The sequence below is a fragment of the Pseudomonas sp. LS2P72 genome (genome assembly GCF_054897865.1).
Genome location: NZ_CM142708.1, coordinates 4,442,482 through 4,467,483, shown reverse-complemented (window position 1 = coordinate 4,467,483; position 25,002 = coordinate 4,442,482). Strand labels below are relative to the sequence as shown.

At 58.6% G+C, this 25,002-nt stretch carries 24 protein-coding genes; 13 read left to right on the top strand and 11 right to left on the bottom strand.

Annotated features, from left to right (window positions below):
- Positions 1 to 8: 8 nt before the first annotated feature.
- Both ACYZUA_RS20395 and ACYZUA_RS20390 read right to left on the bottom strand, forming a co-directional pair.
- On the bottom strand, positions 9 to 1,226 hold the full coding sequence (locus ACYZUA_RS20395; RefSeq protein ID WP_461964061.1) for a DUF3422 domain-containing protein: 1,218 nt from the start codon (positions 1,224 to 1,226) through the stop codon (positions 9 to 11).
- Between the two features lie 154 nt (positions 1,227 to 1,380).
- On the bottom strand, positions 1,381 to 3,060 hold the full coding sequence (locus tag ACYZUA_RS20390) for a thiamine pyrophosphate-binding protein (RefSeq protein WP_461960355.1): 1,680 nt from the start codon (positions 3,058 to 3,060) through the stop codon (positions 1,381 to 1,383).
- A 310-nt stretch (positions 3,061 to 3,370) separates the two neighbouring features.
- Here ACYZUA_RS20390 and ACYZUA_RS20385 point away from each other — a divergent pair, with 310 nt between their 5' ends.
- The 3 genes from ACYZUA_RS20385 (at position 3,371) to ACYZUA_RS20375 (ending at position 5,560) form a co-directional block, all read left to right on the top strand.
- Positions 3,371 to 3,637 carry a ParD-like family protein gene (locus ACYZUA_RS20385; protein ID WP_461960354.1) on the top strand — a complete coding sequence of 89 codons (267 nt, stop codon included), beginning with the start codon at positions 3,371 to 3,373 and terminating at the stop codon, positions 3,635 to 3,637.
- Positions 3,634 to 4,425, top strand: coding sequence for a type I methionyl aminopeptidase (gene map, locus ACYZUA_RS20380; protein WP_461960353.1), 792 nt, complete (start codon positions 3,634 to 3,636; stop codon positions 4,423 to 4,425). Before ACYZUA_RS20385 ends, map begins: the two co-directional genes overlap by 4 nt.
- 121 nt (positions 4,426 to 4,546) lie before the next feature.
- Complete coding sequence (locus tag ACYZUA_RS20375) at positions 4,547 to 5,560, top strand: GlxA family transcriptional regulator (RefSeq protein WP_461960352.1); 1,014 nt, start codon at positions 4,547 to 4,549, stop codon at positions 5,558 to 5,560.
- A 102-nt stretch (positions 5,561 to 5,662) separates the two neighbouring features.
- Here ACYZUA_RS20375 and ACYZUA_RS20370 read toward each other — a convergent pair whose 3' ends face one another.
- Positions 5,663 to 6,667, bottom strand: coding sequence for a LacI family DNA-binding transcriptional regulator (locus ACYZUA_RS20370; RefSeq protein ID WP_461960351.1), 1,005 nt, complete (start codon positions 6,665 to 6,667; stop codon positions 5,663 to 5,665).
- Positions 6,668 to 7,061: 394 nt separating this feature from the next.
- Here ACYZUA_RS20370 and ACYZUA_RS20365 point away from each other — a divergent pair, with 394 nt between their 5' ends.
- From ACYZUA_RS20365 to ACYZUA_RS20350, 4 genes are all read left to right on the top strand, one after another.
- Entirely contained in the window at positions 7,062 to 8,228 is a 1,167-nt protein-coding gene (locus ACYZUA_RS20365; RefSeq protein ID WP_461960350.1) for a Gfo/Idh/MocA family protein, read from the top strand.
- A complete protein-coding gene (locus ACYZUA_RS20360) occupies positions 8,225 to 9,328 on the top strand; it encodes a sugar phosphate isomerase/epimerase family protein (protein ID WP_461964059.1) in 1,104 nt (367 codons plus the stop codon). Before ACYZUA_RS20365 ends, ACYZUA_RS20360 begins: the two co-directional genes overlap by 4 nt.
- Positions 9,329 to 9,384: 56 nt before the next feature.
- Positions 9,385 to 10,617, top strand: a complete 1,233-nt coding sequence (locus tag ACYZUA_RS20355; protein ID WP_461960349.1) for a nucleoside permease — start codon at positions 9,385 to 9,387, stop codon at positions 10,615 to 10,617.
- 309 nt (positions 10,618 to 10,926) lie between these two features.
- Positions 10,927 to 11,802 carry an alpha/beta fold hydrolase gene (locus tag ACYZUA_RS20350; RefSeq protein ID WP_461960348.1) on the top strand — a complete coding sequence of 292 codons (876 nt, stop codon included), beginning with the start codon at positions 10,927 to 10,929 and terminating at the stop codon, positions 11,800 to 11,802.
- Between the two features lie 28 nt (positions 11,803 to 11,830).
- Here ACYZUA_RS20350 and ACYZUA_RS20345 read toward each other — a convergent pair whose 3' ends face one another.
- From ACYZUA_RS20345 to ACYZUA_RS20330, 4 genes are all read right to left on the bottom strand, one after another.
- Positions 11,831 to 12,298 (bottom strand): GNAT family N-acetyltransferase, encoded by a 468-nt coding sequence (locus tag ACYZUA_RS20345; RefSeq protein ID WP_461960347.1) that lies wholly within the window; start codon positions 12,296 to 12,298, stop codon positions 11,831 to 11,833.
- A 54-nt stretch (positions 12,299 to 12,352) separates the two neighbouring features.
- The gene (locus ACYZUA_RS20340; RefSeq protein WP_461960346.1) at positions 12,353 to 12,739 is read right to left on the bottom strand and encodes a DUF488 domain-containing protein; all 387 of its coding nucleotides are present in this window, start codon (positions 12,737 to 12,739) and stop codon (positions 12,353 to 12,355) included.
- A 15-nt stretch (positions 12,740 to 12,754) separates the two neighbouring features.
- The gene (gene pcsA / locus ACYZUA_RS20335) at positions 12,755 to 13,474 is read right to left on the bottom strand and encodes a phosphatidylcholine synthase (RefSeq protein WP_056741835.1); all 720 of its coding nucleotides are present in this window, start codon (positions 13,472 to 13,474) and stop codon (positions 12,755 to 12,757) included.
- A gap of 202 nt (positions 13,475 to 13,676) precedes the next feature.
- Entirely contained in the window at positions 13,677 to 14,102 is a 426-nt protein-coding gene (locus ACYZUA_RS20330) for a GNAT family N-acetyltransferase (RefSeq protein ID WP_461960345.1), read from the bottom strand.
- Between the two features lie 170 nt (positions 14,103 to 14,272).
- Here ACYZUA_RS20330 and ACYZUA_RS20325 point away from each other — a divergent pair, with 170 nt between their 5' ends.
- Positions 14,273 to 14,998: a tellurite resistance TerB family protein gene (locus ACYZUA_RS20325; RefSeq protein WP_461960344.1), complete on the top strand. Its 726-nt coding sequence runs from the start codon at positions 14,273 to 14,275 to the stop codon at positions 14,996 to 14,998.
- 42 nt (positions 14,999 to 15,040) lie between these two features.
- Here ACYZUA_RS20325 and ACYZUA_RS20320 read toward each other — a convergent pair whose 3' ends face one another.
- On the bottom strand, positions 15,041 to 15,493 hold the full coding sequence (locus ACYZUA_RS20320) for a cupin domain-containing protein (RefSeq protein ID WP_461960343.1): 453 nt from the start codon (positions 15,491 to 15,493) through the stop codon (positions 15,041 to 15,043).
- 194 nt (positions 15,494 to 15,687) lie between these two features.
- On the opposite strand from ACYZUA_RS20320, the gene ACYZUA_RS20315 reads away from it, so the two are divergent.
- Genes ACYZUA_RS20315 through ligD form a run of 3 tightly spaced genes read left to right on the top strand, consistent with a single transcriptional unit; the run spans position 15,688 to position 20,667 of the window.
- A complete protein-coding gene (locus ACYZUA_RS20315) occupies positions 15,688 to 17,070 on the top strand; it encodes an iron-containing redox enzyme family protein (RefSeq protein ID WP_461960342.1) in 1,383 nt (460 codons plus the stop codon).
- Between the two features lie 10 nt (positions 17,071 to 17,080).
- Positions 17,081 to 18,079, top strand: a complete 999-nt coding sequence (locus ACYZUA_RS20310; RefSeq protein WP_461960341.1) for a methyltransferase — start codon at positions 17,081 to 17,083, stop codon at positions 18,077 to 18,079.
- Complete coding sequence (gene ligD / locus ACYZUA_RS20305; protein WP_461960340.1) at positions 18,076 to 20,667, top strand: DNA ligase D; 2,592 nt, start codon at positions 18,076 to 18,078, stop codon at positions 20,665 to 20,667. Before ACYZUA_RS20310 ends, ligD begins: the two co-directional genes overlap by 4 nt.
- Positions 20,668 to 20,760: 93 nt before the next feature.
- On the opposite strand, the gene ACYZUA_RS20300 is transcribed toward ligD, so the two are convergent.
- The 3 genes from ACYZUA_RS20300 to ACYZUA_RS20290 all read right to left on the bottom strand — a co-directional run bounded on the left by ACYZUA_RS20300 (position 20,761) and on the right by ACYZUA_RS20290 (position 23,515).
- A complete protein-coding gene (locus tag ACYZUA_RS20300; protein ID WP_461960339.1) occupies positions 20,761 to 21,435 on the bottom strand; it encodes a DUF3313 domain-containing protein in 675 nt (224 codons plus the stop codon).
- A gap of 49 nt (positions 21,436 to 21,484) precedes the next feature.
- Complete coding sequence (locus ACYZUA_RS20295) at positions 21,485 to 22,753, bottom strand: OmpP1/FadL family transporter (protein WP_461960338.1); 1,269 nt, start codon at positions 22,751 to 22,753, stop codon at positions 21,485 to 21,487.
- Between the two features lie 360 nt (positions 22,754 to 23,113).
- The gene (locus ACYZUA_RS20290) at positions 23,114 to 23,515 is read right to left on the bottom strand and encodes a hypothetical protein (RefSeq protein ID WP_461960337.1); all 402 of its coding nucleotides are present in this window, start codon (positions 23,513 to 23,515) and stop codon (positions 23,114 to 23,116) included.
- A 118-nt stretch (positions 23,516 to 23,633) separates the two neighbouring features.
- Between ACYZUA_RS20290 and ACYZUA_RS20285 the strand changes: the two genes are divergently transcribed.
- Both ACYZUA_RS20285 and ACYZUA_RS20280 read left to right on the top strand, forming a co-directional pair.
- Positions 23,634 to 24,404 carry a DUF2092 domain-containing protein gene (locus ACYZUA_RS20285; RefSeq protein ID WP_461960336.1) on the top strand — a complete coding sequence of 257 codons (771 nt, stop codon included), beginning with the start codon at positions 23,634 to 23,636 and terminating at the stop codon, positions 24,402 to 24,404.
- Position 24,405: 1 nt separating this feature from the next.
- On the top strand, positions 24,406 to 24,999 hold the full coding sequence (locus ACYZUA_RS20280; RefSeq protein WP_461960335.1) for a hypothetical protein: 594 nt from the start codon (positions 24,406 to 24,408) through the stop codon (positions 24,997 to 24,999).
- Positions 25,000 to 25,002: the final 3 nt, after the last annotated feature.

Below are 25,002 nucleotides of genomic sequence, written 5' to 3'. Positions count from 1 at the left end.
TCACCGTATCAGTGCTCTTTGACCTTCTTTATGCGGAAAATAATCAGCGCAAGGATGGCGATCGCGAGGGGCGTCATCGCCAGCATCGCCTCCCGTGGGGCTACCTCGACGCCGAGCAGGTGCATCCCTGAGTAGCCAAGCTTGAGCAGGCTCAGCAGGTAGTAAGTAATGGCGATAATCGACAGACCTTCCACCGCGCGCTGGATCTTGATCTGGGCATCGGCGCGGGCGTTCAGGCTTTTGAGAATTTCCGAGTTCTGTTCTTCCATTTCCACCTGAACCCGGGCCTGCAACAGGTCACCCAGGTTGGCTACGCTTTTCGCCAGGTGTTCCAGGCGTTGTTCAGTGGCGGTGCAATACCTGACGGTGGGTTTGAAGCGGCGTTCGATGAACACCCCGAGACGCTGGCAATCGCCGACGTGGCTTTCCCGCAATTCGCCCAGGCGCTCGTACACGAGTTGCGCATAGGCCTGGGTGGCACTGAAACGATGGCGGGTTTTCGCGGTGCTGCTGACCACTTGGGCGGACAGGTTGGAGATGTCCGCCAGGAGGGCTTTCGCGTTGCCGCTGTCGGCGTCGGCGTTACGCTCGGAGAGGGTGACCAAGGTCCTGTCAAAGACATCGAGTTGCGCGCTCAAGGTCTTGGCCGTGGTCAACGACAGCGAGGCCATCATGCGGTAGGTCTCGATTTCCAGCAGGCGACGGATCATCCGTCCTTGGCGGTAGGCGTTGAGGCGCCGGTTGATGAACAGGATGTGGTTGTTGCCGTCCTCGCTGAGACGAAAATCGCTCCAGACCACCGCATCGCCACCGCCCACGCAGGAACCGCACGGGTCCTTGAAGCCGAAGTCGGCGAGGTCCAGCCCGGCTTCGCCACGCACGACGATCTGCACCGAGTTGATCAACTGCGGCAAATGCGCTTCGACCTGTTGCGCCAGCACTTCGGGCAGCGATGTCCAGGACAGGTCATCGCCGGATGAAGTGACCACCAGGGTCAGGGTGAAGAACTCGGCGTGGCGCTCCCATTTCAGGGCGTGGCCATCGAGTTGGGTGATGCCTTGGGCGGCATGAGGATCGATCGCAATAGGGCTGCAGCGCTCCAGCAGCGCATTGCACTCCAGCACCCCGCCAAGGAAGGCCAGATGAAACACATGGGCTGGCTCGTCGAAATACAGTGACGGGCGCGCGTGCAGTTCGTTGTGCAGGGTTTGTCTTTGCGGATGCATGCTGTTCAGGCCATTGATCGACTGCTGTTGTAGGTGGGACAGGTCGATGAACTCACGAGTCACAAGCAGCTTTGCGCTGAAGTGGTCAGCGAGGACGAATCAGAAAAGGCGCCTTGTAAATCGTGAGCCAGGCGCCCAAAACTAAGTAAACGGGTTACTTCTTGCTTGATTGCTCTCTGATCTGAGTCAGGCTGAGTCGAGGCGTCAATGCTTCAGGGTCGACTCTGACCTCAATCAAGGATGGCCGGGACATTTCAAGGCAGCGCTCAAACGCTGGCGCAAATTCCGACGTGGCGGTTACCACCTCGCCATGCAGTCCATAGGCTTGGGCCAGTGCGGCGAAATCCGGGTTGCGCAATTCCGTGCCTGACACGCGTCCTGGGTAATTGCGTTCCTGATGCATTCTGATGGTTCCGTACATTCCATTGTTGATCACAACGAAAACCACATTGGCCCCATATTGCACTGCAGTCGCTATCTCCTGGCCGTTCATCAAGAAGCAGCCATCCCCTGAAAACGAAACCACCACTCGGTCCGGGCACGTCAGTTTGGCGGCCACTGCCGCAGGAACGCCGTAGCCCATGGAACCATTGGTAGGGCCTAGCTGGGTGCGGTATTGGCGGAACTGATAGAAGCGTTGAAGCCAGACGGCATAGTTTCCGGCGCCATTGGTCAGGATCGCGTCGTCTGGAAGTCTGCGATTCAACCACTCAATGATTTCGGCCATCTGGACGTCACCTGGGGAGGGCGAGTGTTGCAGATTTTCGCGGTAGTTTTTGTTGAGGGTGCGCGTCCAATCACTCTTTATTGGGCTGGTCATTGCTGGAAGCTTTGCGGCTGATTTGGCAAAGCTCGACATGCTGCTGTTGATCGCTAACGCCGGTTGGTAAACCCGTCCCAGTTCCTCGATGCCCTGGTGAATATGGATCAAGGTTTGCTTCGGTACCGGGATGTCCAAGGCCGCATATCCACCCGTTGAAACCTCACCCATTCTGGAGCCCACGACCAACAGCAGGTCGGCGTTTTTTACCGCTGAGGACAGCTGCGCTGACGCGGCGAAACCAAGATCGCCGACATAGTTCGGGTGTCGGTTGTCAAACAGGTCCTGGCAGCGAAAGGAGGCGGCAACCGGGATATTTTGCTGTTCAGCAAAAAGCCGGATGTCGTGCACTGACTCGGTATCCCAACCGCTGCCCCCCAGCACCATCAATGGCCGCTCTGACCGCTCAAGCAGTTGCTGCATGGCGGCCATTTGCTCGGCTGCCGGGGTCATCAATACGCGTTTGAAAGGCCCGGCATCACTGACTTCCGCCATTTCGGTCAGCATGTCTTCCGGCAGTGCGACCACTACAGGCCCAGGCCTGCCATTGACCGCTCGATGGAACGCCTGGCTGATCAGTTCTGGAATTCTGCGGGTGTCGTCTATTTGCACGACCCATTTCGCCAAGGGGCCAAACATCTGGCGAAAATCAACTTCCTGAAAGGCTTCGCGATACTGCTGATCGCGAGCGACCTGGCCGATGAACAGAATCATCGGCGATGAATCCTGAAACGCTGTGTGAACCCCAACCGAGGCGTTCGTTGCCCCCGGGCCTCGGGTCACGAAACAGATGCCCGGCTCTCCAGTGAGCTTGCCGTAGGCTTCTGCCATATAGGCCGCACCTCCTTCCTGGCGGCACACTACCAGGTCGATTTCTTCTTGCACGTCATGCAATGCATCGAGAACCGCGAGGTAGCTTTCTCCCGGAACACAAAAAGCTCTTTTGACGCCATGGATGCGTAAGGCATCCACCAATATCTGACCTCCGCTACGACGAGAAATGGTTTTATTCATTGTTATCTCCTGAGTCGAATGGTGCGGTGTGAAAGGGTGAATGACGCTCTTTCTGACAGGTACTGACTCGATCAATTGGAAGAACAACGGCTAACGTCTGCGCAACGAATTCTGAGCACCATCGAGTAGGGGTACAAACGATGATTGCTCAGCACTTCATTCCCTCAGCTATTGAAGTCGGACTTCAAGTCGCCCAGTAATTTTTTTATGCCGCCGCGTGCTTCAGGCGTGGCTACAAATCGTGAAATTGCAATTTCACACAACTACCGATTAATATACGATCCATATACATTTCATATTGGATTTGTCAGTGGGTATCGTAAAAATTTCAGAAGCCATGCACGAGAATCTGCGCGTCGCCAGCGATGCGTTGAGCCGCTCGATCAACGCCCAAGCCGAGCACTGGATGCGCATCGGGATGCTTGCGGAATTACATCCCAACCTGGACCACAGCGACATCTGCCGCGTGCTGATTCGTGCCGAACTGGCTGGCGGCCTCGATGTAAAACAGCTTTGCGCACTCGCCGATGTTTCGCAAAGCGCGCAGGTTGATGCAACATCAGGAGCCCAACAATGAAGGCCAATGTAAAGCTCAATACCCCGGCAGAAATAGCCATGTCTCGTGCGGCGGGCACGCTGGCCGCCGAGGTGCTGGCCATGATTGCTCCCCACGTCAAAGCGGGGGTCACCACCGACGAACTGGATCAGCTCTGTCACGACTACATTGTCAACGTGCAGAAAGCCATTCCGGGCAATGTCGGCTATCACGGTTTCCCGAAAACCGTGTGTACATCGGTCAACCAAGTGGTCTGCCATGGTATTCCTTCGGCTACGCCACTAAAGGATGGCGACATCGTCAATATCGACATTGCCGTTATCAAGGAGGGTTGGTACGGCGACACCAGTCGCATGTACTTCGTGGGTGAGCCCAGCCCGGATGCCCGACGCCTGGCAGAGACGACCTATGAAGCGATGTGTGCCGGTATTCGCGCCGTCCGCCCCGGCGCTACCTTGGGTGACATTGGCCATGCCATTCAGACGGTGGCCGAAAGAGACGGATTCAGCGTCGTGCGTGAATACTGCGGTCACGGTATCGGCAAGATTTATCACGATGAGCCGCAGATCCTTCACTACGGCTTCCCGGGCCAGGGCCTGAAACTGAAAGCCGGCATGATCTTCACCATTGAACCCATGTTGAACGCTGGCAAACGCCATGTGAAAACCCTGGCTGATGGCTGGACCGTGGTCACCAAGGATCACTCACTCTCGGCTCAGTGGGAGCACATGGTCGCGGTCACTGACGACGGCTTCGAGGTGCTGACCCGTTGGCCCGATAGTGTCGATGGGTATGCCGCCATCGTTTAGGCACAGCTGGCCTGATCAATCGCAAAATGGCGCTAGTGGTTTTGAAACTTCTACAGTTAGCATTGAGGTTTATCAACGCACCCAACGACAGGTTGGGCTACGTAACCGAGCAGGCCGAACATTGATCGAGCGACGCCAATTTAGCGGAGGCATGAAGGGGAAAAATCTCCGCTATCTGAATGAGAACCCCAACGAGAAAACTCAAATGGTCCGGGCAGGATTTCTGTTGCTTGAACATTTCTCGCTGCCCGCATTCACGCAAGCACTGGATACGATTGTCACCGCGAATCTTCTGCGACCCGGGTTGTTCTCTTCTCGAACGTTCGGCTTGACCGATGAGGAAGTCATCAGTGACCTGGGCCTGGTCATTCGGCCAGATGCCCGTTTCGATTGTTCAGTGATCCAGGACCTGGATCTTCTGGTCATTTGTGGCGGCTACAGGACAGAACTCAAAGCGACGGATGAACTCATCTCCCTGTTGAGGGCTGCATCAGACCAGGGTGTCGGTCTGGCGGGGTTGTGGAATGGCGCATGGTTCCTGGGAAGGGCAGGCTTGCTTGACGGATATCGTTGCGCGATTCACCCCGAACATCGCCCCGCGCTCGCGGAAATCTCCAAGGCGACGCATGTCACCAGTGAGCCCTACGTCATTGATCGAGATCGGCTCACGGCTTCCAGTCCCTCGGGGGCATTCCACATGGCGCTGGACTGGATCAAAGTTTTGCACGACAAAGCCCTCGTCGAAGGGATTGAGGACATCCTGGCTTTCGAGGAGTCGCGTTATCGGCGGATAAAACCGACTGAAAATGTCTGCGTGAGTGCGCCATTACGCGAGGTGGTGAAGCTGATGGATGCCAACCTCGAAGAGCCTCTGGAGTTGGAGCAGTTGGCCGTATACGCAGGTCGTTCGCGTCGACAACTCGAGCGCTTGTTCAAGGAGCAACTGGGCACAACGCCGCAACGGTATTACATGGAATTGCGGATTACCGAGGCGCGTCGGTTGCTCCAGCACACCGAGCTGTCCCAGGTAGACGTGTTGGTTGCGTGTGGCTTTGTATCGCCCAGCCATTTCAGCAAGTGCTATAGCTCGTACTTCGGCTACAGACCTTCCAAGGAAAAGCGACTCGTCAAGTAGGAGTGCTCCGGAAATCGGAGATGGGTACAGCGCCGCTCAACAACCTTGATCAAAATTGGGGAGTCGGCCCACCTCTCACCGGCAACCGACGGGCTAAATCTTTCAGCGCTCGTTGACCACTGCCGTGCTATTGCGCAACGTCAACTCAAACGGCAGTACCACATGACGCTGTGCAATCGGTTTCTTCTCAATCAAGGCAATCAGCATCTCGACGGCTTTCTGACCGAAGACTTCGGCGGGTTGCGCGATGGTCGTCAGTGGGGGATCGCAATACGCCGCGAAGGGAATGTCGTCGAAGCCTACCAGTGAAATATCCTCGGGTACCCGCAAGCCCTGCTGCTTGATTCGTTTCAACGCGCCGATGGCCATTTCATCGTTTTCGCAAAAAAGCGCGGTGGGACGGTCGGTCAGCTGCAGCATCGCTGCTGCACCGTCATGACCGGCCTTCAAACTGAAATCACCGTGGCAGATCAGAGCGGGATCGGACGCGATGCCGGCCTGGCGCAATGCGTCCTGATAACCGGCCACACGATCGCGGGTCAGCGGGCTGCTTTTCGGCCCTTTGATCAGGCCAATCCGGCGGTGGCCCAGTTCTATCAAATGCTCGGTCATGGCCTTGGCTGCTGCGCGGTTGTCGAGGCTGATCGTGGGATGGCGGCCGCCTTGAATCACTTCACAGGCGTTGACGACGGGCGGTAACTCGACGGTGGGGAAGGGCGCTTCAAAAGGGTCGTAGGCGCGCAGTTGAATCACGCCATCGGCCTGATGGGCGTACACCAGCTCGGCGAATTCCCGTTCGATTTCCTCACGGCCCTGGGTGTCGCACAGCAGAAGCCGGTACCCGGCGGCCTGGGCAGCCTGTTGCGCACCGCTGATCACCCGGGCGAAAAACGTGTTGGCGATGGCCGGGACCAGAATCACCAGATTGCCAGTCCTGCGCGAGCGAAACTGCACCGCCATCAGGTTCGGCCGATAACCGGCCTTTTCCACGGCGGCGTTGACCTTGTCCCTCGTGTCGGGGAGCACGCGTTCAGGCGATTTCAGCGTTCTGGAGACCGTGGCCACCGAGACACCGGCAAGCCGGGCTACTTCACGGATATTGGACAAGACCACCTCGTTGTCGAACTGTGCGGCTGGCGAGCTTAGCGCAAGTCGGCCGTGCCCTGAAATGTTCATAGATATTAATCCGGGGTTTGACACCTCGCACAACAGGGCCTAAATTTCCGCCAAGATGTAACCGGTTACATCATCCAGAGGTTAAGCGCCCAAACAGCATGGATATCTAGATAAGGCTAAGTCCGTAGCAGCTGCCGAGCCTGCGAAGCTGCGTTCGAACGCGTAGCGGTCGTAAAACCTGAGTGCATGATCTGGCTGAAAAAATGCACCACCTGATTTGACGACTGCTTCGCAGTCGAACGCAGCCTCGCAGGCTCGGCAGCTGCTACAGGACTGGGCCAAAAAGATGTGTAAATGTCTATGCCTCAAACAGAGAAGAGTTGCGATGAATGTTCCAGTGCCAAAAATAAGAATGGGGTTTGTCGGGGGCGGCGAGGGTGCCTTCATCGGCAAAGCCCATCGTCAGGCCGCCGGCCTCGATGGTCGTTTTGAACTGGTGTGCGGTGCGTTCAGCCGAGATGCCAGCAACAATCAGGACACGGGCGCGGCGCTCGGATTGCCCGCTTCCCGCTGCTACAGCGACTGGCAGCGAATGCTCGATGCTGAGCGCGCGCTACCCGCTGATCAACGCATGGAGTTGCTGGTCATTGTCACCCCCAATCACTTGCATGCGCCGATTGCCAGCCAAGCGCTGCGGGCAGGTTTCCATGTGTTCAGCGAGAAACCCGCGGCGCTGAATCTGTCCGAACTGTTACCCCTCAAAAAGCTGTTGGAGACCAGCGACCGCCTCTATGGATTGGCCCACACCTACCTGGGTTATCCGATGGTCTGGCAGGCTCGGGAAATGGTCCGCGACGGTGTGATCGGTACGGTGCGCAAGGTCATCGTCGAGTATCCCCAAGGCTGGTTGAGTCAGGATGTGGCCGGGCAGGGCAACAAGCAGGCGGGCTGGCGCGATCAACCCGAACAGTCGGGGCTGGGAGGCTGCATTGGCGACATCGGCACCCATGCCTTTTCATTGGCCGAATTCGTGGCAGACCAACCGATCAAGCACCTGTGTGCGATGTTGAATACGCACCTTGCAAGCCGGCAACTGGACGACGACGCCGCGATGCTGTTCAAGATGGCCGACGGCGCGAGCGGTGTATTGATCGCCAGCCAGGTCTGCGCTGGCGAAGAGAACCCGTTGAAGATCCGCGTTTACGGCGACAAGGGCGGGCTGGAATGGCGTCAGGAAGAACCGTCGAGCCTGATTCATCGCTCCATCGATCAACCATTGCGCATCCTGCGTTCCGGTGTCGGTCAACCCTGGTTGTGCGAAGCCGCGACCCGACGCATGCGGCTGCCCGCCGGACATCCCGAAGGCTATCTGGAGGCCATGGCCAACCTCTACGGCGACTTTGCCAGCGCTATACGCAGCAACATCGAAGGCAACGATGCCCCCGGTGTGCCAGGCATCGAAGTGGGATTGCGCGGCATGGCCTTCATCGAAACCGTGATCGCCAACCATCGTGGCGACACCAAGTGGACCGAACTGGTCTGCCATCCATGAACCCGGAGAATCCCCCCGTGAACCCTACGCCCCCATCCCCGACAGGCCTGCGCGGACCAGGTATTTTCCTGGCGCAGTTCATGGCCGCTGAAGCGCCATTCGATACGCTGGCCAATATTGCTCGTTGGGCGGCGTCCCAAGGGTACAAGGCCATTCAGTTACCCACGTTGGGCACGCAATACATCGACTTGGCGCGCGCCGCCGACAGTCAGGATTACTGCGACGAATTGAAAGCCATCTGTGCTCAGGCGGGCGTCGAAATCAGTGAGCTGTCGACGCACTTGCAGGGCCAACTGGTCGCGGTGCATCCGGCGTTCGATGCCTTGTTCGATGACTTTGCGCCGGCACATTTACGCGGTCAACCGCAGGCGCGGACCGAATGGGCCATCGACCAATTGAAGCTGGCGGCCCGCGCCAGTCAGCGGTTGGGGTTGAAGGCCCATGCGACCTTTTCCGGCGCGCTGCTCTGGCCGTATCTCTACCCTTGGCCGCAACGGCCGAGCGGTTTGGTCGAACAGGGTTTTGCAGAACTGGCCAAGCGCTGGTTGCCGATCCTCCAGTGTTTCGAAGAGGCCGGCGTCGACCTGTGCTACGAGATCCACCCAGGCGAAGACTTGCACGACGGCGCCTCGTTCGAGCGTTTTCTGGAGGCTGTCGATCATCATCCACGCGCCGCCATTCTGTATGACCCAAGTCATCTGTTGCTCCAGCAAATGGATTACCTGGGTTTCATCGATCGCTACCACGACCGCATCCGCATGTTCCACGTCAAGGACGCCGAGTTCCGGCCCGATGCGCGTTCGGGTGTCTATGGCGGGTATCAGGCATGGGTCGACCGACCGGGCCGCTTCCGTTCTCTGGGCGATGGCCAGATCGACTTCAAATCGATCTTCAGCAAACTGACCCAATACGACTTTGCCGGTTGGGCCGTGCTGGAGTGGGAGTGTTGCTTGAAGGATTCGGCACAGGGTGCCGCGCAAGGAGCCGCGTTCATTGAGCAGCACATGATCACCAAGACACAAAAGGCGTTCGACGACTTCGCCAGCGTGACCTCCGACGAAGGTTTCAATCGTCGACTGCTGGGTTTGCCCGATGCCTGAATAAAACGTTGTTCGTTCCTCTCTCCAAAAAGAAAAACAATAAGACGGTGACTGTTATGACCCTGATGACCGCGCGATTAAGCGCCATGATGTTTCTGCAATTCTTTATCTGGGGCGGATGGTTCGTCACCCTCGGTACATTCCTCGCCAGTAATCTGGGCGCCAGCGGCGGGCAGATCGGCATGGCATTCTCGACACAATCCTGGGGCGCGATCATCGCGCCGTTTGTGATCGGTTTGATCGCCGACCGTTTCTTCAATGCCGAGCGCATCCTCGCGGTGCTGCACCTGGTGGGCGCCGTGTTGCTGTATCAGCTTTATCGAGCGCCTGACTTCAGCACCTTTTATCCATTCGTGCTGGCCTACATGATGATCTACATGCCGACCCTGGCACTGGTGAACTCCGTCGCGTTCCGGCAAATGAGTGACCCGGCCCTGGAGTTTTCCCGTATCCGCATGTGGGGCACCCTCGGTTGGATCGTGGCTGGTGTGGTCATCAGCTTTGTGTTTGCCTGGGACTCTCAAGCCGCAATTTCATCAGGCGGGTTACGCAATACCTTTCTGATGTCGGCGATTGCTTCTCTGGTTCTGGGCCTTTACAGCTTCACCTTGCCGCGCACCGCACCCCTGAAGCCAGAGTCGGGCAGCGGTGGCCTCAAGCAAATGCTCGGGCTGGACGCCTTGGGCTTGCTCAAAGACCGCAGCTACCTGGTGTTCTTCATCGCCTCCATTCTGATCTGCATTCCGCTGGCGTTTTATTACCAGAATGCCAATCCGTTTCTGGCGGACCTCGGCATGACCAACCCCACGGCAAAAATGGCTGTCGGTCAGGTCTCGGAAGTGCTGTTCATGCTGCTCCTGCCGCTGTTCATTCAGCGCTTCGGCATCAAAATCGCGCTCTTGGTGGGGATGCTGGCGTGGGCCTTGCGCTACCTGTTGTTCGCCTACGGTAACAATGGCGACCTGGCCTTTATGCTGTTCACCGGCATCGCCCTGCACGGCATCTGCTACGACTTCTTCTTCGTCTCGGGCCAGATCTACACCGATGCCAAAGCCTCGGAACACTTCAGAAGCTCCGCCCAGGGCCTGATTACCCTGGCGACCTACGGCCTGGGCATGCTGATCGGCTTCTGGGTCGCCGGGCAGGTGACCGATCACTACGCGTTGGCGGACAGCCATGACTGGAAAAGCATCTGGTTGTTCCCGGCCGGGTTTGCGTTGGCGGTTTTTTTCTGTTTTTCGCTGGCGTTCAAGGGACGGCAAGCGGCGGTTGTGCAATCGACCGTGTAGCGATTGATGGCGGCCGGAGGTGAACAACTGCCTTCGGCTGTATCCGGCTCTACAAAACGTACGGCTTCAAGGTCTTTAGCGGGAAGGTTCGTGCCGCTCGTGAATGACGATGCCTTGAGGATGGCTGCAAAGGCCAATGTCGCCAGCAGCGCGACCGCATCCGCACTAACACGTCTGCGTTCTTGCAGACGGGCAAATCCCTGCTTAACTGTGAATCAATGGTCGATCCGTGACTTGTCGGTCACGGCAGCCATCCGGGCACCGTCATGCTGTGCGCTTAGCTCAAACTGGTACAAGGAAGAAAGTAACATGATGCGGAAAACTGCCATCGTAGAGATCTGCGGGAAGTACAAGGTTCATACCGAGCACTATCTCAACACCGCAGCGGACAAGACCATCATTCTGGTCAACGGCTCACTGGCAACGACAGCATCCTTTGCTCAAACGGTGCGTTACCTGCAACCACGTTTCAATGTAGTTCTCTACGACCAGCCCTACGCCGGTCAGTCCAGAGAACACAACTTCCATGGCCAACCGATCCGAAAGGAAGACGAGGCCGCGATACTGCTGGAATTGATCGAACACTTTGGTGCGCACCACGTGCTGTCCTTTTCCTGGGGCGGTGCGGCCACTTTGCTGGCGCTGGCCCAGCAGCCGCGACGAATCGAGAAAGCGGTAATCAGTTCATTCGCCGCGCGGATCAATGCACCGATGCGCGATTACCTGGAGAGCGGCTTGAACCATCTCCAGGCTTGCGACCGTCTCAATGTCGGTCGCTTGATCAACAGCACGATCGGCAAGCACCTGCCATCGCTGTTCAAACGCTTTAATGACCGCCATGTCAGAAGCCTGGACGAGCACGAGTACCGGCAGATGCATTTTCACGTCAATGAAGTGCTGACCCAAGACACCCATTGCTATGTCGCGTGTGCCAACGCCATCGAAATCCCGCTGCTCTTTATCAACGGCGAATGGGATGAGTACACCTCGGTCGAAGACGCCAGGATTTTTGCCGATCACGCCCCTCAGTCCCGATTCCATACCATCAAGAACACCGGGCATTTCCTCGATATGGAACACTCGGCGGCCATGCATGACACCCGCCAGGCCTTGCTCGGTTTTCTGGACCCGGCTTGCAGGAAGCAGGGCCGTGTTGCCTCAGATACCCAAGCCAATTACGTATAAGCCATTGAAATCCGGCTTATTTTGAATGTCAGCCGTCGACAACGGGCGTCAAACGCCGCTCCATAATGATCGTGCGCTCGGCCCCGTGAAACTCGTCGCGAATTTTTCGATAACCCAACTTGAAGTAAAAGGCTTCCGCGGTAATGGAGGAGGGAACGCGCAGTACCTCGATTTTTGCGCACTCGGCGACAGATTGAAGGGTCGCCATCAACTGCCTGCCGAGTCCGCGCCCCTGATGGCCAGGGTCAACGAATACGCTGCGCACAACGTCTTGATCAAGACTGGCCGTGGCGACGACACGCTTATCGATGGTGGCGACAAAGACCTGGCGTTGGCTCAACAAGGCGCGGATGGCCTCGGTAGAAAAGCTTTTCTCTACCTGGGTGATGACGTCGGGCGGGTAATCCAGGGCATTGGACTGGCGTAGCGATTGAATGATGACCTGGCTGATGGCTGCCGCATCGTCAGGTGTGGCGAGTCGAATCTGGTTGTTCATTTGAAGGCCTCATCCTTGTGTCCTACCGAAATCCTTTTGCTTGATGTTGAGCGACTATTTGAGCTGCGCACCACGCTCCTTTAACAGCTCCCGCAATACCGACCGATGGCAATGCGCTTCATCTTCGCAATAACAGCCAATTGTCAGTGACGTTTGATGGGACAACGCCGCCAACAAATCGAGTAATTGGCTGGGCGCCGGATGGTTCATTTCGATCTTGAACTTGCGCTTGAAGGCTTCCCACGCCTTGGCGTCTTCCGCCGCTTTGGCTTCTGCGACCAGTTCTGCACTGGGAGACAGCAGCGGCCGCCACACGTCATAAAAATCACGACTGGCGAACTCGGCTTTCGGCACGCCACGCGGCGGACGACGCACCGTGCCCAGGCGCAAGCCTTCATTGGCTGTGCGCGGTGAACCGAGGCGCACGATATGGATGGGCATGCTCGATGTGTTCCCTTATCCCCGCGAGTTTTCGAACCACTCCAGCGCCGTGCGCCAGATGCAGATCCCCAGGAAGTAAGCCGACATCAGTAGCCAAAGCCCCATCACCAGCGGGTTGATCACCGGATGGTTGACCACCAGCGAGAGGCTGCACAGCAGCCAGATGGCCGTAACCGCAATGTTGATCGGCATGAACTTGCGCACGCGGAACGGGTGGAGGAACTTCATCCGGGTCACGGTCAACAGCGCCAGGCCGATAATGGTGAGAAAAGTGATCCACGGCGATGGGGCGATGATGTACAGGCACAGAGCGACCACGTTCCAGGCGGCGGGGAAGCCCTGGAAATAGTTGTCCTTGCTCTTCATGTTGACGTTGCAGAAGCAAAACAGCGACGAGACCAGAATCAGCGAAACGGACAGCAGCAGCGTGTAGTCCGGCAAGGGGATGTAACGATAAATGAACAGTGCGGGGATAAACACATATGTCAGGTAGTCGATGACCAGATCGAGGATCGAGCCATCGAAACTTGGCAGTACCGACTGGACATTGACCTTGCGTGCCAACGCGCCATCCAGCCCATCGACGATCAGGGCGACGCCCAGCCACAGCAGGCAGTTTGTGGCCTGGTTTTCCAGCAGGGCGAGGGTCGCGAGGAAGGCAGTGACCACGCCGGTGGCGGTAAAACCATGGGCGCCCCAAGCTTTGAGCCTGGCGATGTGTAGGGTCGATATCACGGGGGCGTTCTCCAAAAAGTGAAGCAAGCCAGTTATCACCCCTTCAATTGGGGGTGTCGGCAAACCAAGTCAGGTTGCATGTATCGACCGGGAATCCGGGGATAAGGTTCACCCTCCGTAAATCTTAGCTGGGCCGGCGCAGGGCGATACGTTTTACTCAAGCGCAGCGATCGGCGGATTGATCGGCTGCAGACAGGCTCATTCACAGCGCCTTGCTCATGAACACCCGACTCGTGCCTGGCGGGTCGCAAGGCACTTCCCCGAAGCGCTGCCAGCCGTGCTTTTCGTAGAACTGCGGGGCCTGGAAACTGAGGGTATAGAGCACCGCCGAGCGGCAACCGCGACGACGGCCTTCGTCCTCGTACGCTTTAAGCAGTCGAGAACCAAGCCCGGAGCCACGCAGTGACTCGGGCAAGTAGAACAAATCAAGAAACAGCAGACCGAGCGACGTACGCCCGGTAATACCGCCCAGCACCTGATGGGTATCCGGATCGCGGACCGTGACCGCCAGCGACTGGCGGTCGTTGTTCCCGGTCATCTGATCATTGAAGGCACTCAGCCCGGCGCTGAGTACGCGCTCGACTTCAGGTTCGATGACGTCGCTGACGGCAATCAGGTGGCGGTCCATGTGTTCGTTGATCCTGTGGGCATCGGGTTTGCGCGGGTAGAACTCTCGCAGCCGATGGCCACAGGGTCAAGGGCGATAAGGGGTTCACGTCAGCCAAACGGTGGTGGCGCATTTGCCGGCGAGGACTATCGTTGCCTGACTGGATAACTCCACTCGATGAGGACATCGTCATGAACACCAGCGATCTGCTCGAACAATTACTAAAGGGCCGCCAAGGCTCAATGTCGCAACAGGGTGGCAGTGGCGCGTCGGCACAAGGTGGCCTCGGCGGTCTCGGGGGATTGCTCGGCGGCCTGTTGGGCGGTGGTGCCCGTTCAAGCGCCGGGGGCGGTGGCCTGGGTGGTTTGCTTGGTGGTCTGCTGGGCGGTGGCTCAACCATGGGCGGTTCGACCCAGACCCGCTCGGGTGGCGGCACCCATTACGCGGCGCTGGCCTCCTTGGGCATGATGGCATTCCAGGCCTATCAAGCCTGGCAACGCAGCCAGGCCTCGGCGCCGCAACAGGCACCGCGCACGGTCGACCTGTTGTCCGGCCCGGAAGTCGAGGACCACAGCCGTGCGATTCTTCGTGCATTGATAGCGGCGGCGAAGGCCGATGGCCGGATAGATGATGCCGAGAAGCAGATGATCAGCACCGAAATCGGCCGCCACACCGATGACCCAGAGCTCCAGCAATGGCTGGATGACGAAGTTGCACGGCCACTGGACGCCGCCGATGTGGCGCAGTCGGCCACGGATTCCGGCATGGCAGCGGAGATGTACCTGGCCAGTGTGATGCTGGTGGACGATCAGCAGGACGCCGAACGCAGCTATCTGGATGAACTGGCTGCGGCGCTGAGTATCGATCCGGAGTTGCAAGTGCATCTGGAACAACAGGCCAAAGGTGGCATGGCCTGAAAACGGCCCTGCGAAGGCCGTTTTTTTTCGTTAGTCTGGCCTCTACAGGGGGGCTGGGGCTTTCGGCACCAGAAACGTAACGCCGAAGCTCTCGGCGATTGCCAGGATCCGTGGCAAATCCTGCGGCACTTTGAGCTGATCCACCGCGGCAAAGAACTGACCACCGCGCGGGTCAGACACCACACCGATCATCTTCGCCGTCGCACTGATGTTCTTGTAAGCATGAACAGTCCCAGCGGGAATATGCACATAACCACCAGGGAGAACGGTGGTGGCCTTGCCCGCAACCGTCACTTCCACCTGCCCGTCGATGACGTAGAACGCTTCGTCCCAAGGGTGAAGGTGCGGAGGCGGTCCGCCGCCTTGCACGCCTTCCTGGATGTGCATTTCAAAAGGCTTGCTCAGATCCCCACCCGCGAGAATGGTGATGGACTCACCCACGACATTGACCGGGTCGGGGGTTCTTTCGGGCTCGATGACATGAACCGTTCGCATGATTGCTCTCCGAAGGATGAGTCCACACCCGCTGAGTATATTCACTTGACCTGCCGCCGGGTGCCGCGCCACAAGCCCGTCTGTCCGGGCGATTTCAACGTCGATGGAATTTTCTTCCGGGGGTGTCGCTCTGCTGATGAAGAGACGTGCTGATTGAGCGTCCTGCCACTGGCCTCAGACCGAGAGACACGCCTATGACTGCCCTGACACGACTTGAACCCCAGCCGGCCGACGAACGCGCGACCCTGACCGCCGGCAGCCTAAAACCTGTCTACGAACAGTTATTGCTGAGCGACGATATCGAACACCAGCATGCACTCGGCCAATCCTTTCTCGAGGCTCAACTTGCGCAAGCAATGAGCCTGCCTGAGGAGATGCCGCGAGACCTGTCGGCACTGCCAACCTTTGTCGAACAGCACTGCGCCGACGTGGCACGCCAATACGCCGATTACCTGCAACAGCGCAAGGACGGCGGGCCACGGCAGTTCTTCACCAACAAGGCGCACGCGTTGTATTTCCTGCAAGCCGTTGCCCCGACCAAACTGGTGGACGGCGCTTGGCTGTATGGCCTGCTGCGCCACTGGCATGACCCGCGTTTCGAAGGCCTGATTTGCACTTACCTGGAAGAGCTGGGCGACGGCAACCCGGCGCAAAATCATGTGGTGATTTACCGCAAGCTGCTCGCTGAGCATGGCTTGCTGGACAACGCGTTTATCCCGGACCAGCGTTACCTGCAAGGCGCGGTGCAATTGGCGCTGGGTTATTGCAGCGACGATTTTTTACCGGAAGTGATCGGCTACAACCTCGGTTACGAACAACTGCCGCTGCACTTGCTGATCAGCGCCTATGAACTCAGCGAGCTGGGCATCGACCCGTATTACTTCACCCTGCACGTGACCATCGACAATGCCAGCACCGGTCACGCGCAAAAGGCTGTGCAGTCGGTGCTGCAATTGTTGCCGGTGGAAGCCGACCGTGAAGACTTTCTGCGCAGGGTGGCGCTGGGTTATCGGCTCAACGATCTGGGGCAGGGCAGTCGCGCGATTATCGAATCATTCGACTTGTACGGCGAGTTATTGAGCATGCTCGAGCGCAAGCGCCCGTTTGGTCAGCACATGCATTCCGACTACTGCCGGTTTGAAGGCAAGACCGTCAATCAATGGCTGTCGTCGCCAGAGCTGCCAGGCTTCCTCAGCGCCATGGAAAACAAGGGCTGGATCAAGCGTCACCAGGACCCGCAAGCCAGCCGTTTCTGGCAGTTGGTCGAGGGCGACGGCGCGTCCATGTTCGGGGTGTTCAGCCCCTACGAAAAACAGCTGCTGCACGACTGGATCGCCGGAGACTGGCGACCTGAGCGATCGCCGGCCGTGGTTCGACGCGGCAACCGTGCCGCGACCGAACCGCCAGTGCCCGTCAATGACCCGGATGTCCAAAGCCTGCACGCTACACTTAAAGGGCTTGCCGCCGACGAGCAAATGCAGGTGTTGATTCCGTGGATGTCTGCCCATCGGCACGCCCACCCCGCTGGCCTGATGGCCACGCGACGGTTCATCGAACTCAAATCCGGTTTTCGATAGGGAGCCCTCCATGAATCAGGAAGAACACCTTGGCGCCGCCGATCTGGCGTTGTTGCAACTGGGGCGCCGCTTGCAGGCCGACGGTTACCGTTTCATCACGCCAACGCCGCTGACCCATCAGCGGGTCAATGATCGCGTCTTCGGGCAAAGCGCCCGGACCCTGCGCGAAGTATTCGGTTGGTCGCGGTGGTTTGAGCCCGGTCTGTTGTCAGTGGATGAGCAGCGGCAGCTGCAGCAGGCAGGCGTCCTCGAGGAATGCAATGGTCGACTGAAAAGTCAGGTGCGCTGGTCAAGCCTCGATGACCTGTTGTTCGTGCATTCGGGTTACCCCACTGATGCCGCTGACGCGGTGTTCTTCGGCCCCGACACCTACCGTTTTGCCAGGCTGATTCATACCCATCTGCAACAGAGCTTCGCGCCGATCAGGCGCGCCGTGGACATCGGCTGCGGCGCTGGCGTCGGAGCGATTGTGATTGCCCGCGCGCGCCGTGAGGCCGAAGTGCTGGCCGTGGACATCAACCCTTTGGCGTTACGCATGACGGCGGTCAACGTCGCGCTCGCCGAGGTGGCTAACGTCAGCATCGAGGCCAGCGATGTGCTGCAAGACGTCGACGGCCATTTCGACTTGATCGTCGCCAATCCGCCCTACATGGCCGACCCGGCCGAGCGCGCTTACCGGCATGGCGGCGGGGCGCTGGGCGCGCAGTTGTCGTTGCGCATTGTCGAGCAAGCCCTGTATCGGTTGGCCCCCGGTGGCTCCCTGGTGCTGTACACCGGCGTGGCGATGATCGATGGCGTCGACCCATTTCTGGATGCGGTGACTCCGTATCTGGAATCGTCGATGTTCGGCTGGACTTACCACGAACTTGACCCCGATGTGTTCGGTGAAGAACTGTTGACCCCTGGCTACCAGCGGGTGGAACGCATTGCCGTCGTCGCCCTGATTGTCACGCGGGTCGGCCCGGGCATCGGGGGCGCCGTAACCTCCTCGTCAGCCGGTGCGCCATGAACAAGAGCCTGGACGATTACAACCGCATGCGCGATTTCTCGGCGACCTCTGAACCGGCCGCCGGCAAACGTTCGGGCAAGAAAACCGCGAAAGACCATGCCTTGCAGTTCTGCATTCAGAAGCACGACGCCTCGCGCCTGCATTACGACTTTCGCCTGGAGCTCGATGGCGCGCTGAAAAGTTGGGCCGTGCCCAAAGGCCCGTCACTGGACCCCAAGGTCAAGCGCCTGGCGGTACACGTCGAGGACCATCCGATTGATTACGCCACCTTCGAGGGCAGCATTCCCGAAGGGCATTACGGCGCCGGCGACGTAATTGTCTGGGACCGTGGGGTGTGGATTCCTCAGGACGATCCGGCCGAGGCTTACGCCAAGGGCAAGCTCAAATTCGAGCTGAAAGGCGAGAAGCTCGGCGGCCTGTGGAACCTGGTGCGCACGCACATGCCGGGCAAGCAGGAGCAATGGTTTCTGATCAAGCATCAGGACGGCGCGGCCAAACCCGAAAGCGATTACGACGTGGTCGCCGCCGAGCCCGACAGCGTACTCAGTGACCGCATCATCGTTGCCAAAAAGCCCAAAGCCGCTGCCAAACCCAAACCCGTCAAAAAACCCGCCGCCCCGGCGCGCAAGGAAAAATCGGCGCCATTGACGGGCGCCCGCAAAGCCAAATTGCCGGAGCTGCTCAAACCGGAACTGGCGACGCTGGTCGAAAAGGCGCCGGGCGGCGAGTGGAGCTATGAGATCAAGTTCGACGGCTATCGGATCATGGCCCGCATCGACCACGACGAAGTCAAACTCTTCACCCGCAACGGCCACGACTGGACCCACAAACTGCCCAGACAAGCCGAAGCATTGGCGGCGCTAGGCCTCGAATCGGCCTGGCTCGACGGGGAAATGGTGGTCGCCGACGAGCAGGGCGTGCCGGACTTCCAGGCCTTGCAAAACGCCTTTGACTCGGGCCGCAGCGGCAACATCGTCTACTACCTGTTCGACATGCCTTACCTCAACGGTGTGGACCTGCGCGAGGTGCCTGTCGAGGAGCGAAGGGTGGCGCTGTCGACCGTGCTCAATCCCAACAAAGACCCGCTGCTGCGCTTCTCCGATGCCTTTAGCGAAGAACCGGAAGCGCTGCTCAACAGCGCCTGCCAAATGCAGATGGAAGGGCTGATCGGCAAGCGTCTGGGTTCGCCTTACGTGTCGCGGCGCAGCAGCGACTGGATCAAACTCAAGTGCAAGCATCGGCAGGAATTTGTGATCGTCGGTTTCACCGACCCGAAAGGTTCGCGCAATGCCTTCGGTGCGCTGCTGCTGGGGTTGCATGACCGCGACAGCGGTGAGTTGCGTTACGCGGGCAAGGTCGGCACCGGGTTCAACGAGACGACGCTCAAGCGCATCTACGAGCAACTGAAACCGTTGCAGGCCAAAAAGACTTCAGTGGTCAACCCGCCGAGCGGTTTTGACGCCAAGGGTGTGCACTGGCTCAAGCCCACGCTGCTGGCTGAGGTCGCTTATGCCGAAATGACCAAAGAAGGTTCAGTCCGTCATGCGGTGTTCCATGGCCTGCGTGACGACAAACCTGCCGAAGACATTACCGAGGAGCGTCCGAAAACCGTGAAGACTTCAGGCGCGAAAAAAACCACTGCCGAAAAACCTTCCATCCCTGCGAAAAAGAAAGCCGCGCCCGCGCCCTCACAAATCGGCGTGGGCGAGGGCAAGGTGCGCATCACTCACCCGGACCGGGTGATCGACGCCAGCAGCGGTACCACCAAAGTGCAACTGGCGGAGTATTACGCCAGCGTCGCCGAATGGATTTTGCCCGAGCTCAAGGACCGGCCCGTGGCGTTGGTGCGCGCACCGGACGGCATCGCCGGCGAACTGTTTTTCCAGAAGAACGCCGAGCGCCTGGCCATTCCGGGGATCACCACCCTGGACAAGGCACTCACCGGCCAACCGGTGATGATCATCAACAACGCCGAAACCCTGATCGGCGCCGTGCAGATGAGCACCGTCGAGTTACACACCTGGAACGCCACCTCGGACAACCTCGACCAACCCGACCGCTTCGTCCTCGACCTCGACCCGGACCCGGCGCTGCCTTGGAAAAGCATGGTCGAGGCGACTCAACTGACCCTGTCGGTACTCGATGAATTGGGGCTCAAGGCGTTCCTCAAGACCAGCGGCGGCAAAGGGATTCACCTGGTGGTACCGCTGACCCGCAAGCTGGGTTGGGATGAAGTGAAAGACTTCAGCCACGCGATCGTCAGCCACATGGCCAAGTTGCTGCCGGAGCGTTTTTCCGCGGTGTCAGGACCGAAGAACCGGGTCGGGCGGATCTTCATCGATTACCTGCGCAACGGTCTCGGTGCCACGACCATTTGCGCCTACGCCGTGCGCACCCGTGAAGGGCTGCCGGTGTCGGTACCGATCTTTCGCGAAGAGGTGGCCGAGCTCAAGGGCGGCAATCAGTGGAACATCCACACCCTGCATGAACGTCTGGCTGAGGTCGGTGATGAGCCTTGGAAGGACCTGAAGAAAACCCGGCAGTCGATCACCGCCGAGATGCGGCGGCGGGTCGGGATGAAAAAATAGCGATACACACCCTTGTAGGAGCACGGCTGCCGGCGATGGCGCTCTCAAGGGCGCCATCGCCGGCAAGCCGTGCTCCTACAAAAAGCAATCGGACTATTTGATAAATGCCTGTAGGTCACTGGTCAGCTTGTCGATCGCCACTTTGAAATCCTTGGTGGTGATCTTCTGGCTCTCGTTCGACAGTTGGCTGCCAAATACCTTGCGCACCACTTTGGCGACAGTTTGATTGGTTTTTGCGTCGATGAACTCGGCCTCGATGAACAGGTTGGTGTCCTGGTCCCGATGACCGGTGGCGGCCTGTGTCGCTCCGACTACAGCCGCGATCGGCACCACTTCGTACCACTTCATGCCTTCGTTGGAGGCACTCACTCCGGTGATTGCTGCACGCAGGATCAGGGGTTTTGACCCGGCCGGCGCTGCGCTCGCATTCGATACCACCCGATATTTCTGGCCCAGCACGCCTTTGGCCTTGCTGGTCATGTAGCTCTGCAACTCGTCCAGGGTTTGCTGGTTAACCCGCTCAGTAGGCTTGGGCGCCGGGTAGAGCTCCAGCTTGTTGAAGGCCACGGTGTCATAGGCTTCTGGATTCCAGGAAGGGCTCACCCAGCGCATGGCTTTCTCGCCACTGGTGGTCGTCACTTCTTCCAGGTTGTTGTAGTTGGAAAGGAAACCGGAATACTGCTCACGCTCGGTGACTTTCGAGGTGCAACCGCCGAGCAGCAGGCTGGCCAGCGCAGCGCCAATAAACAGTTTTCGGGACACGTTCATAGTGGTGTTTGCTCCATGGATTAATTCGTTTTTTTTCAGTAGCAGGGCATCAGAAGCGCCAGGTCATGTTGCCGGTCAAGGCCTGAATCCAGGCATTGTCGAACTGACCGGAAGTTCGAATGCCAGACGCGGATTTGGTCTGGTCCACTGGCATATCGCCCAACCAGACCATGGCCCAGCTGACATTAATGTCCGTAATCTCGTTCAGAGCATAGGTGGCTCCGGCCGCAATGCGCCAGGATTCTCCCATGGGGACGGTAAAAGTTCGGTTTCCGTCCGAAACGGCGCTGCTGTCGTACGCCACGCCGACGTTCCACAGCAGTTGTGGCGTAGCCTGATACTGCGCGCCGAGCGCCAGTTGCCAAGTGTCTTTGAAACGGGCGTCGACCGTCGTCGATCGAGCGCCAAACGCGGTGGTGTCGACTTGCATCGCGATCTCACCGAACTCTGACCAGTCCTGCCAGTTGACCGAGGCCAGCAGCGCCCATTGCGGGTCGAGTTGCTGGAACAGACTCAGTGTTGCCGTTTGCGGCACGGTCATGTCGAGTTGGGTGTTCAGGCCGTCCAGGCGCTCAAGCGCGGGCCCGTCGCCTTTGATGTCAAGCCCGTCCTCGAACTCCAGATCGACCTTGCTGGTATAGGCCAGGCCAATGCGGGTGCCGGGTTGTGGGGCATAGATCACACCCACATTCGCGCCGAACCCCCAATCGTTGTCTTTGTACTTGAACTGGCCGTCGCTGCGGTCGGTGAAGCCGAAAGGCGAGCGGTCGATCGCGGTTTGCGCTTGCAAAATGCCGTACATGGCTTTCACGCCAACGCCCACCGACCATTGCTCGTTAAAGCGATAAGCCACGCTAGGCAGGAAAGACAAACCGGCGAGGCTGGCGTTCTGCGCGAAGTAACGCCCGGACCAGTCGTTGTCGTAATTGACCGCCAGGCCAAAGTCAGCGTACTGGCCGAAGCCAATGCTCCAGTGGTCGTCGAATTGATGGCTGACGAAGAAGCTGCCGCCGGGAATCGGGTCGAGGGCGTTGCCACTGCCAGTGCCGGTGCCATTGGTGTTTGAGTCGCGATCGAAACTAAGGTCGCCGTAGAGCACCTGCAAACCACCGGTGATCTGTGTGCCAGGCAGATAACTAATGCCGGCCGGGTTACTGGCGATGGTCGAGGGGCCTTGAGCACGGGCCGCGGCACCGGCGTTGGCCAGGCCGGCGTTATCGGTGCCGATTTCGTAGAGCATGATGCCGCCGGCATAAGCGTGCTGACTGCACAGGGCACACAGGGTAATGGCGGGCAGGGCGGATGTTTTTAACTGCATGGGTCACCTCGGCAAATGTCCTTCCCGAACGCAGGTGGCCAGCAACGACCACCCCTAAGCTCGACTGCTCCTGCGCACTAGCGTTAGTACCTGAGACGAGCCAGCCGACCGCCTACGAAAAAATTGGAGCCCTCCGCGAAGAGCGTAGGTACGAATCGTGAAATATCCAGCCATTTGTTTTTCGGCCGCAGACCTTTGTTTCATGGGTTTTATAGCTGGGTCGCGGATTCGGATGATTGCTAACACTTCAACCAGACGAATGCCTCAATCCGTGCCTGGACCGGCCAGAGGGAATGTGTTGTTCGAGGTGCGGGAAGGCATGGAGCGGCGAGCGTGGCTCGTCGCTTCATCAACTATTGCTCACGCATCGCGCAACAGGTCGTTGGCGTTGAGCAGTTCGTAGGCAATCTCCGGGCGTTTCTCCAGCGCGCGACGAATCGCGGCCGGGATCGACTGACGGGTTTTGCGGCATAGCCCCGGTTGTTCGCCGAGGTTGATACCGATACCGCGCATGGTGCGTACTTCGTTGAAACTGGGGACGATGTCTACGCGGATGCCCAACTGCTCGTACATCCGCTGTTGCAGACGCTCGAGGTCACTCAGGCTCTGGAGGTTTTCCAGCCGTTCGACCAAGCGCTTTTCTTCCGAACGGGTCAGAAACAGGATGCGCACATCCGCCCCCGGAGTTTCCAGCAACGGTTCACGCCCGCAGTCGCAGGCGCCGGGCGGGCAGGGTTGGCGAATCGGAGGCGTGGTGGTCATGGGGTTCAATCATAGAGTGCTGCAATCGGGTTTGCCCATAGGGTTTTGAGCCCTTCTGGCGAATGGGGCACGCCGGGTCTAGGCTTAGGAGTCGTGCAAAGGCCAAGGAGCGGGATCAATGAAAGCCAACGCGAGTGTTTTCTGCCTGTTGTTCACCCTTGCGTTGGCCCCGGGCGCTCGTGCCGAGGATCCGTCAACCCCGGATGTCACCCCGACGATCAACCCGCAAGTGGTCGATAAACTCATCGATATGGGCAACCACCTACGCAGTCTGCCGACGTTTCAGGTAGACGCCGACGTGTCCCGGGATACCGTTCTGGAGTCTGGCCAGAAGATCAAGACCGAAGCCTCTACTGTCTTGAAAGTGGTGGGTCGCGATCGAATGTATGCCAAGACGGAAGGCGATGTTCGAACGCGAGAGTTCTTCTACAACGGCAAGAAACTGACCCAGTATTCACCGTTTCTCAAGTACTACACCACTGTGGATGCACCGCCTGACGTCTCCGACACGCTGCACTTGATAGAAAACCATTACGGGATTCAGGTGCCCATGGAGGACCTGTTTCTGTTTGGCAGCGATCAGGCACAGATCGATGCGCTGAAAGAGGCGCTGTATGTCGGACCGTCGACGATCAAGGGGCAACTGTGTGATCACCTGGCCTTTCGGCAGGAGGGTGTTGACTGGCAGTTGTGGATCACCCGATCCGACAAGCCGTTGCCATGCAAACTGGTGATCACTACCACCGATGAGCCGGGTTTTCCGGAATACAGCGCGGTGTATCGCTGGAACCTGAAGCCGGGCATCAAGGACTCGATCTTCACCTTCGCACCGCGTAAGGGCGATGTGGCGATTCCTTTGAAGAAAGTCAGTGATCAGGGAGGGGAATGACATGAACAGGACGATGTCGTGGAGCCTGTTGTTATCGCTCGTAACCACCTCGGTACTGACGCTGAGCCTGGTCGCTTATGTAGACGCCCGACCCCAGCGCGCCCAAGGGCATGCCAGGGCATCGGTCAATCGTGCGCCACCGCCCTCGGCCCAAAGGGCTCAGCGCATCAACACCGGCAATACCGCGCAACGCGCTACCAACGTCAACGCGGGCAATCGGGTTAATGCCGGTAACAGAGTCAACTCTGGCAATCGGACCACTACCGGCAACACGGTCGGCAACCGAACCAATGTCAACAACAGCACCCGTAACGTCAACATCGACAATAGCCGCGACGTGGACATCGACGTAGACGGGCGTGGCCGCTATGGCTACGACGATCACTACCATCCGATCGCCGCGGCGGCGGTCGTCACCGCAACAGTCGCGGTGACCGCGGCAGTGGTCGGATCGATCTTTACACCAGCACAATTGCCGCCCAGTTGCGTGCAAGTCATCCAGTACAACACGGCTTACATGCAGTGCGGCTCAACCTGGTATCAACCGCAGTATCAGGGCAGCGATGTGACTTATGTCGTGGTTAATGCGCCTTGAGTC

Coding starts and splice junctions, on each gene's coding strand:
- ACYZUA_RS20395 (WP_461964061.1), bottom strand. CDS start 1,226: ATGCATCCGCAAAGACAAACCCTGCACAACGAACTGCACGCGCGCCCG.
- ACYZUA_RS20325 (WP_461960344.1), top strand. CDS start 14,273: ATGAACACCAGCGATCTGCTCGAACAATTACTAAAGGGCCGCCAAGGC.
- ACYZUA_RS20295 (WP_461960338.1), bottom strand. CDS start 22,753: ATGCAGTTAAAAACATCCGCCCTGCCCGCCATTACCCTGTGTGCCCTG.
- ACYZUA_RS20360 (WP_461964059.1), top strand. CDS start 8,225: ATGAACCCGGAGAATCCCCCCGTGAACCCTACGCCCCCATCCCCGACA.
- ACYZUA_RS20310 (WP_461960341.1), top strand. CDS start 17,081: ATGAATCAGGAAGAACACCTTGGCGCCGCCGATCTGGCGTTGTTGCAA.
- ACYZUA_RS20285 (WP_461960336.1), top strand. CDS start 23,634: ATGAAAGCCAACGCGAGTGTTTTCTGCCTGTTGTTCACCCTTGCGTTG.
- ACYZUA_RS20355 (WP_461960349.1), top strand. CDS start 9,385: ATGACCCTGATGACCGCGCGATTAAGCGCCATGATGTTTCTGCAATTC.
- ACYZUA_RS20320 (WP_461960343.1), bottom strand. CDS start 15,493: ATGCGAACGGTTCATGTCATCGAGCCCGAAAGAACCCCCGACCCGGTC.
- ligD (WP_461960340.1), top strand. CDS start 18,076: ATGAACAAGAGCCTGGACGATTACAACCGCATGCGCGATTTCTCGGCG.
- ACYZUA_RS20300 (WP_461960339.1), bottom strand. CDS start 21,435: ATGAACGTGTCCCGAAAACTGTTTATTGGCGCTGCGCTGGCCAGCCTG.
- ACYZUA_RS20365 (WP_461960350.1), top strand. CDS start 7,062: ATGAATGTTCCAGTGCCAAAAATAAGAATGGGGTTTGTCGGGGGCGGC.
- ACYZUA_RS20345 (WP_461960347.1), bottom strand. CDS start 12,298: ATGAACAACCAGATTCGACTCGCCACACCTGACGATGCGGCAGCCATC.
- ACYZUA_RS20315 (WP_461960342.1), top strand. CDS start 15,688: ATGACTGCCCTGACACGACTTGAACCCCAGCCGGCCGACGAACGCGCG.
- ACYZUA_RS20390 (WP_461960355.1), bottom strand. CDS start 3,060: ATGAATAAAACCATTTCTCGTCGTAGCGGAGGTCAGATATTGGTGGAT.
- ACYZUA_RS20280 (WP_461960335.1), top strand. CDS start 24,406: ATGAACAGGACGATGTCGTGGAGCCTGTTGTTATCGCTCGTAACCACC.
- ACYZUA_RS20330 (WP_461960345.1), bottom strand. CDS start 14,102: ATGGACCGCCACCTGATTGCCGTCAGCGACGTCATCGAACCTGAAGTC.
- map (WP_461960353.1), top strand. CDS start 3,634: ATGAAGGCCAATGTAAAGCTCAATACCCCGGCAGAAATAGCCATGTCT.
- ACYZUA_RS20290 (WP_461960337.1), bottom strand. CDS start 23,515: ATGACCACCACGCCTCCGATTCGCCAACCCTGCCCGCCCGGCGCCTGC.
- ACYZUA_RS20340 (WP_461960346.1), bottom strand. CDS start 12,739: ATGCCCATCCATATCGTGCGCCTCGGTTCACCGCGCACAGCCAATGAA.
- ACYZUA_RS20350 (WP_461960348.1), top strand. CDS start 10,927: ATGATGCGGAAAACTGCCATCGTAGAGATCTGCGGGAAGTACAAGGTT.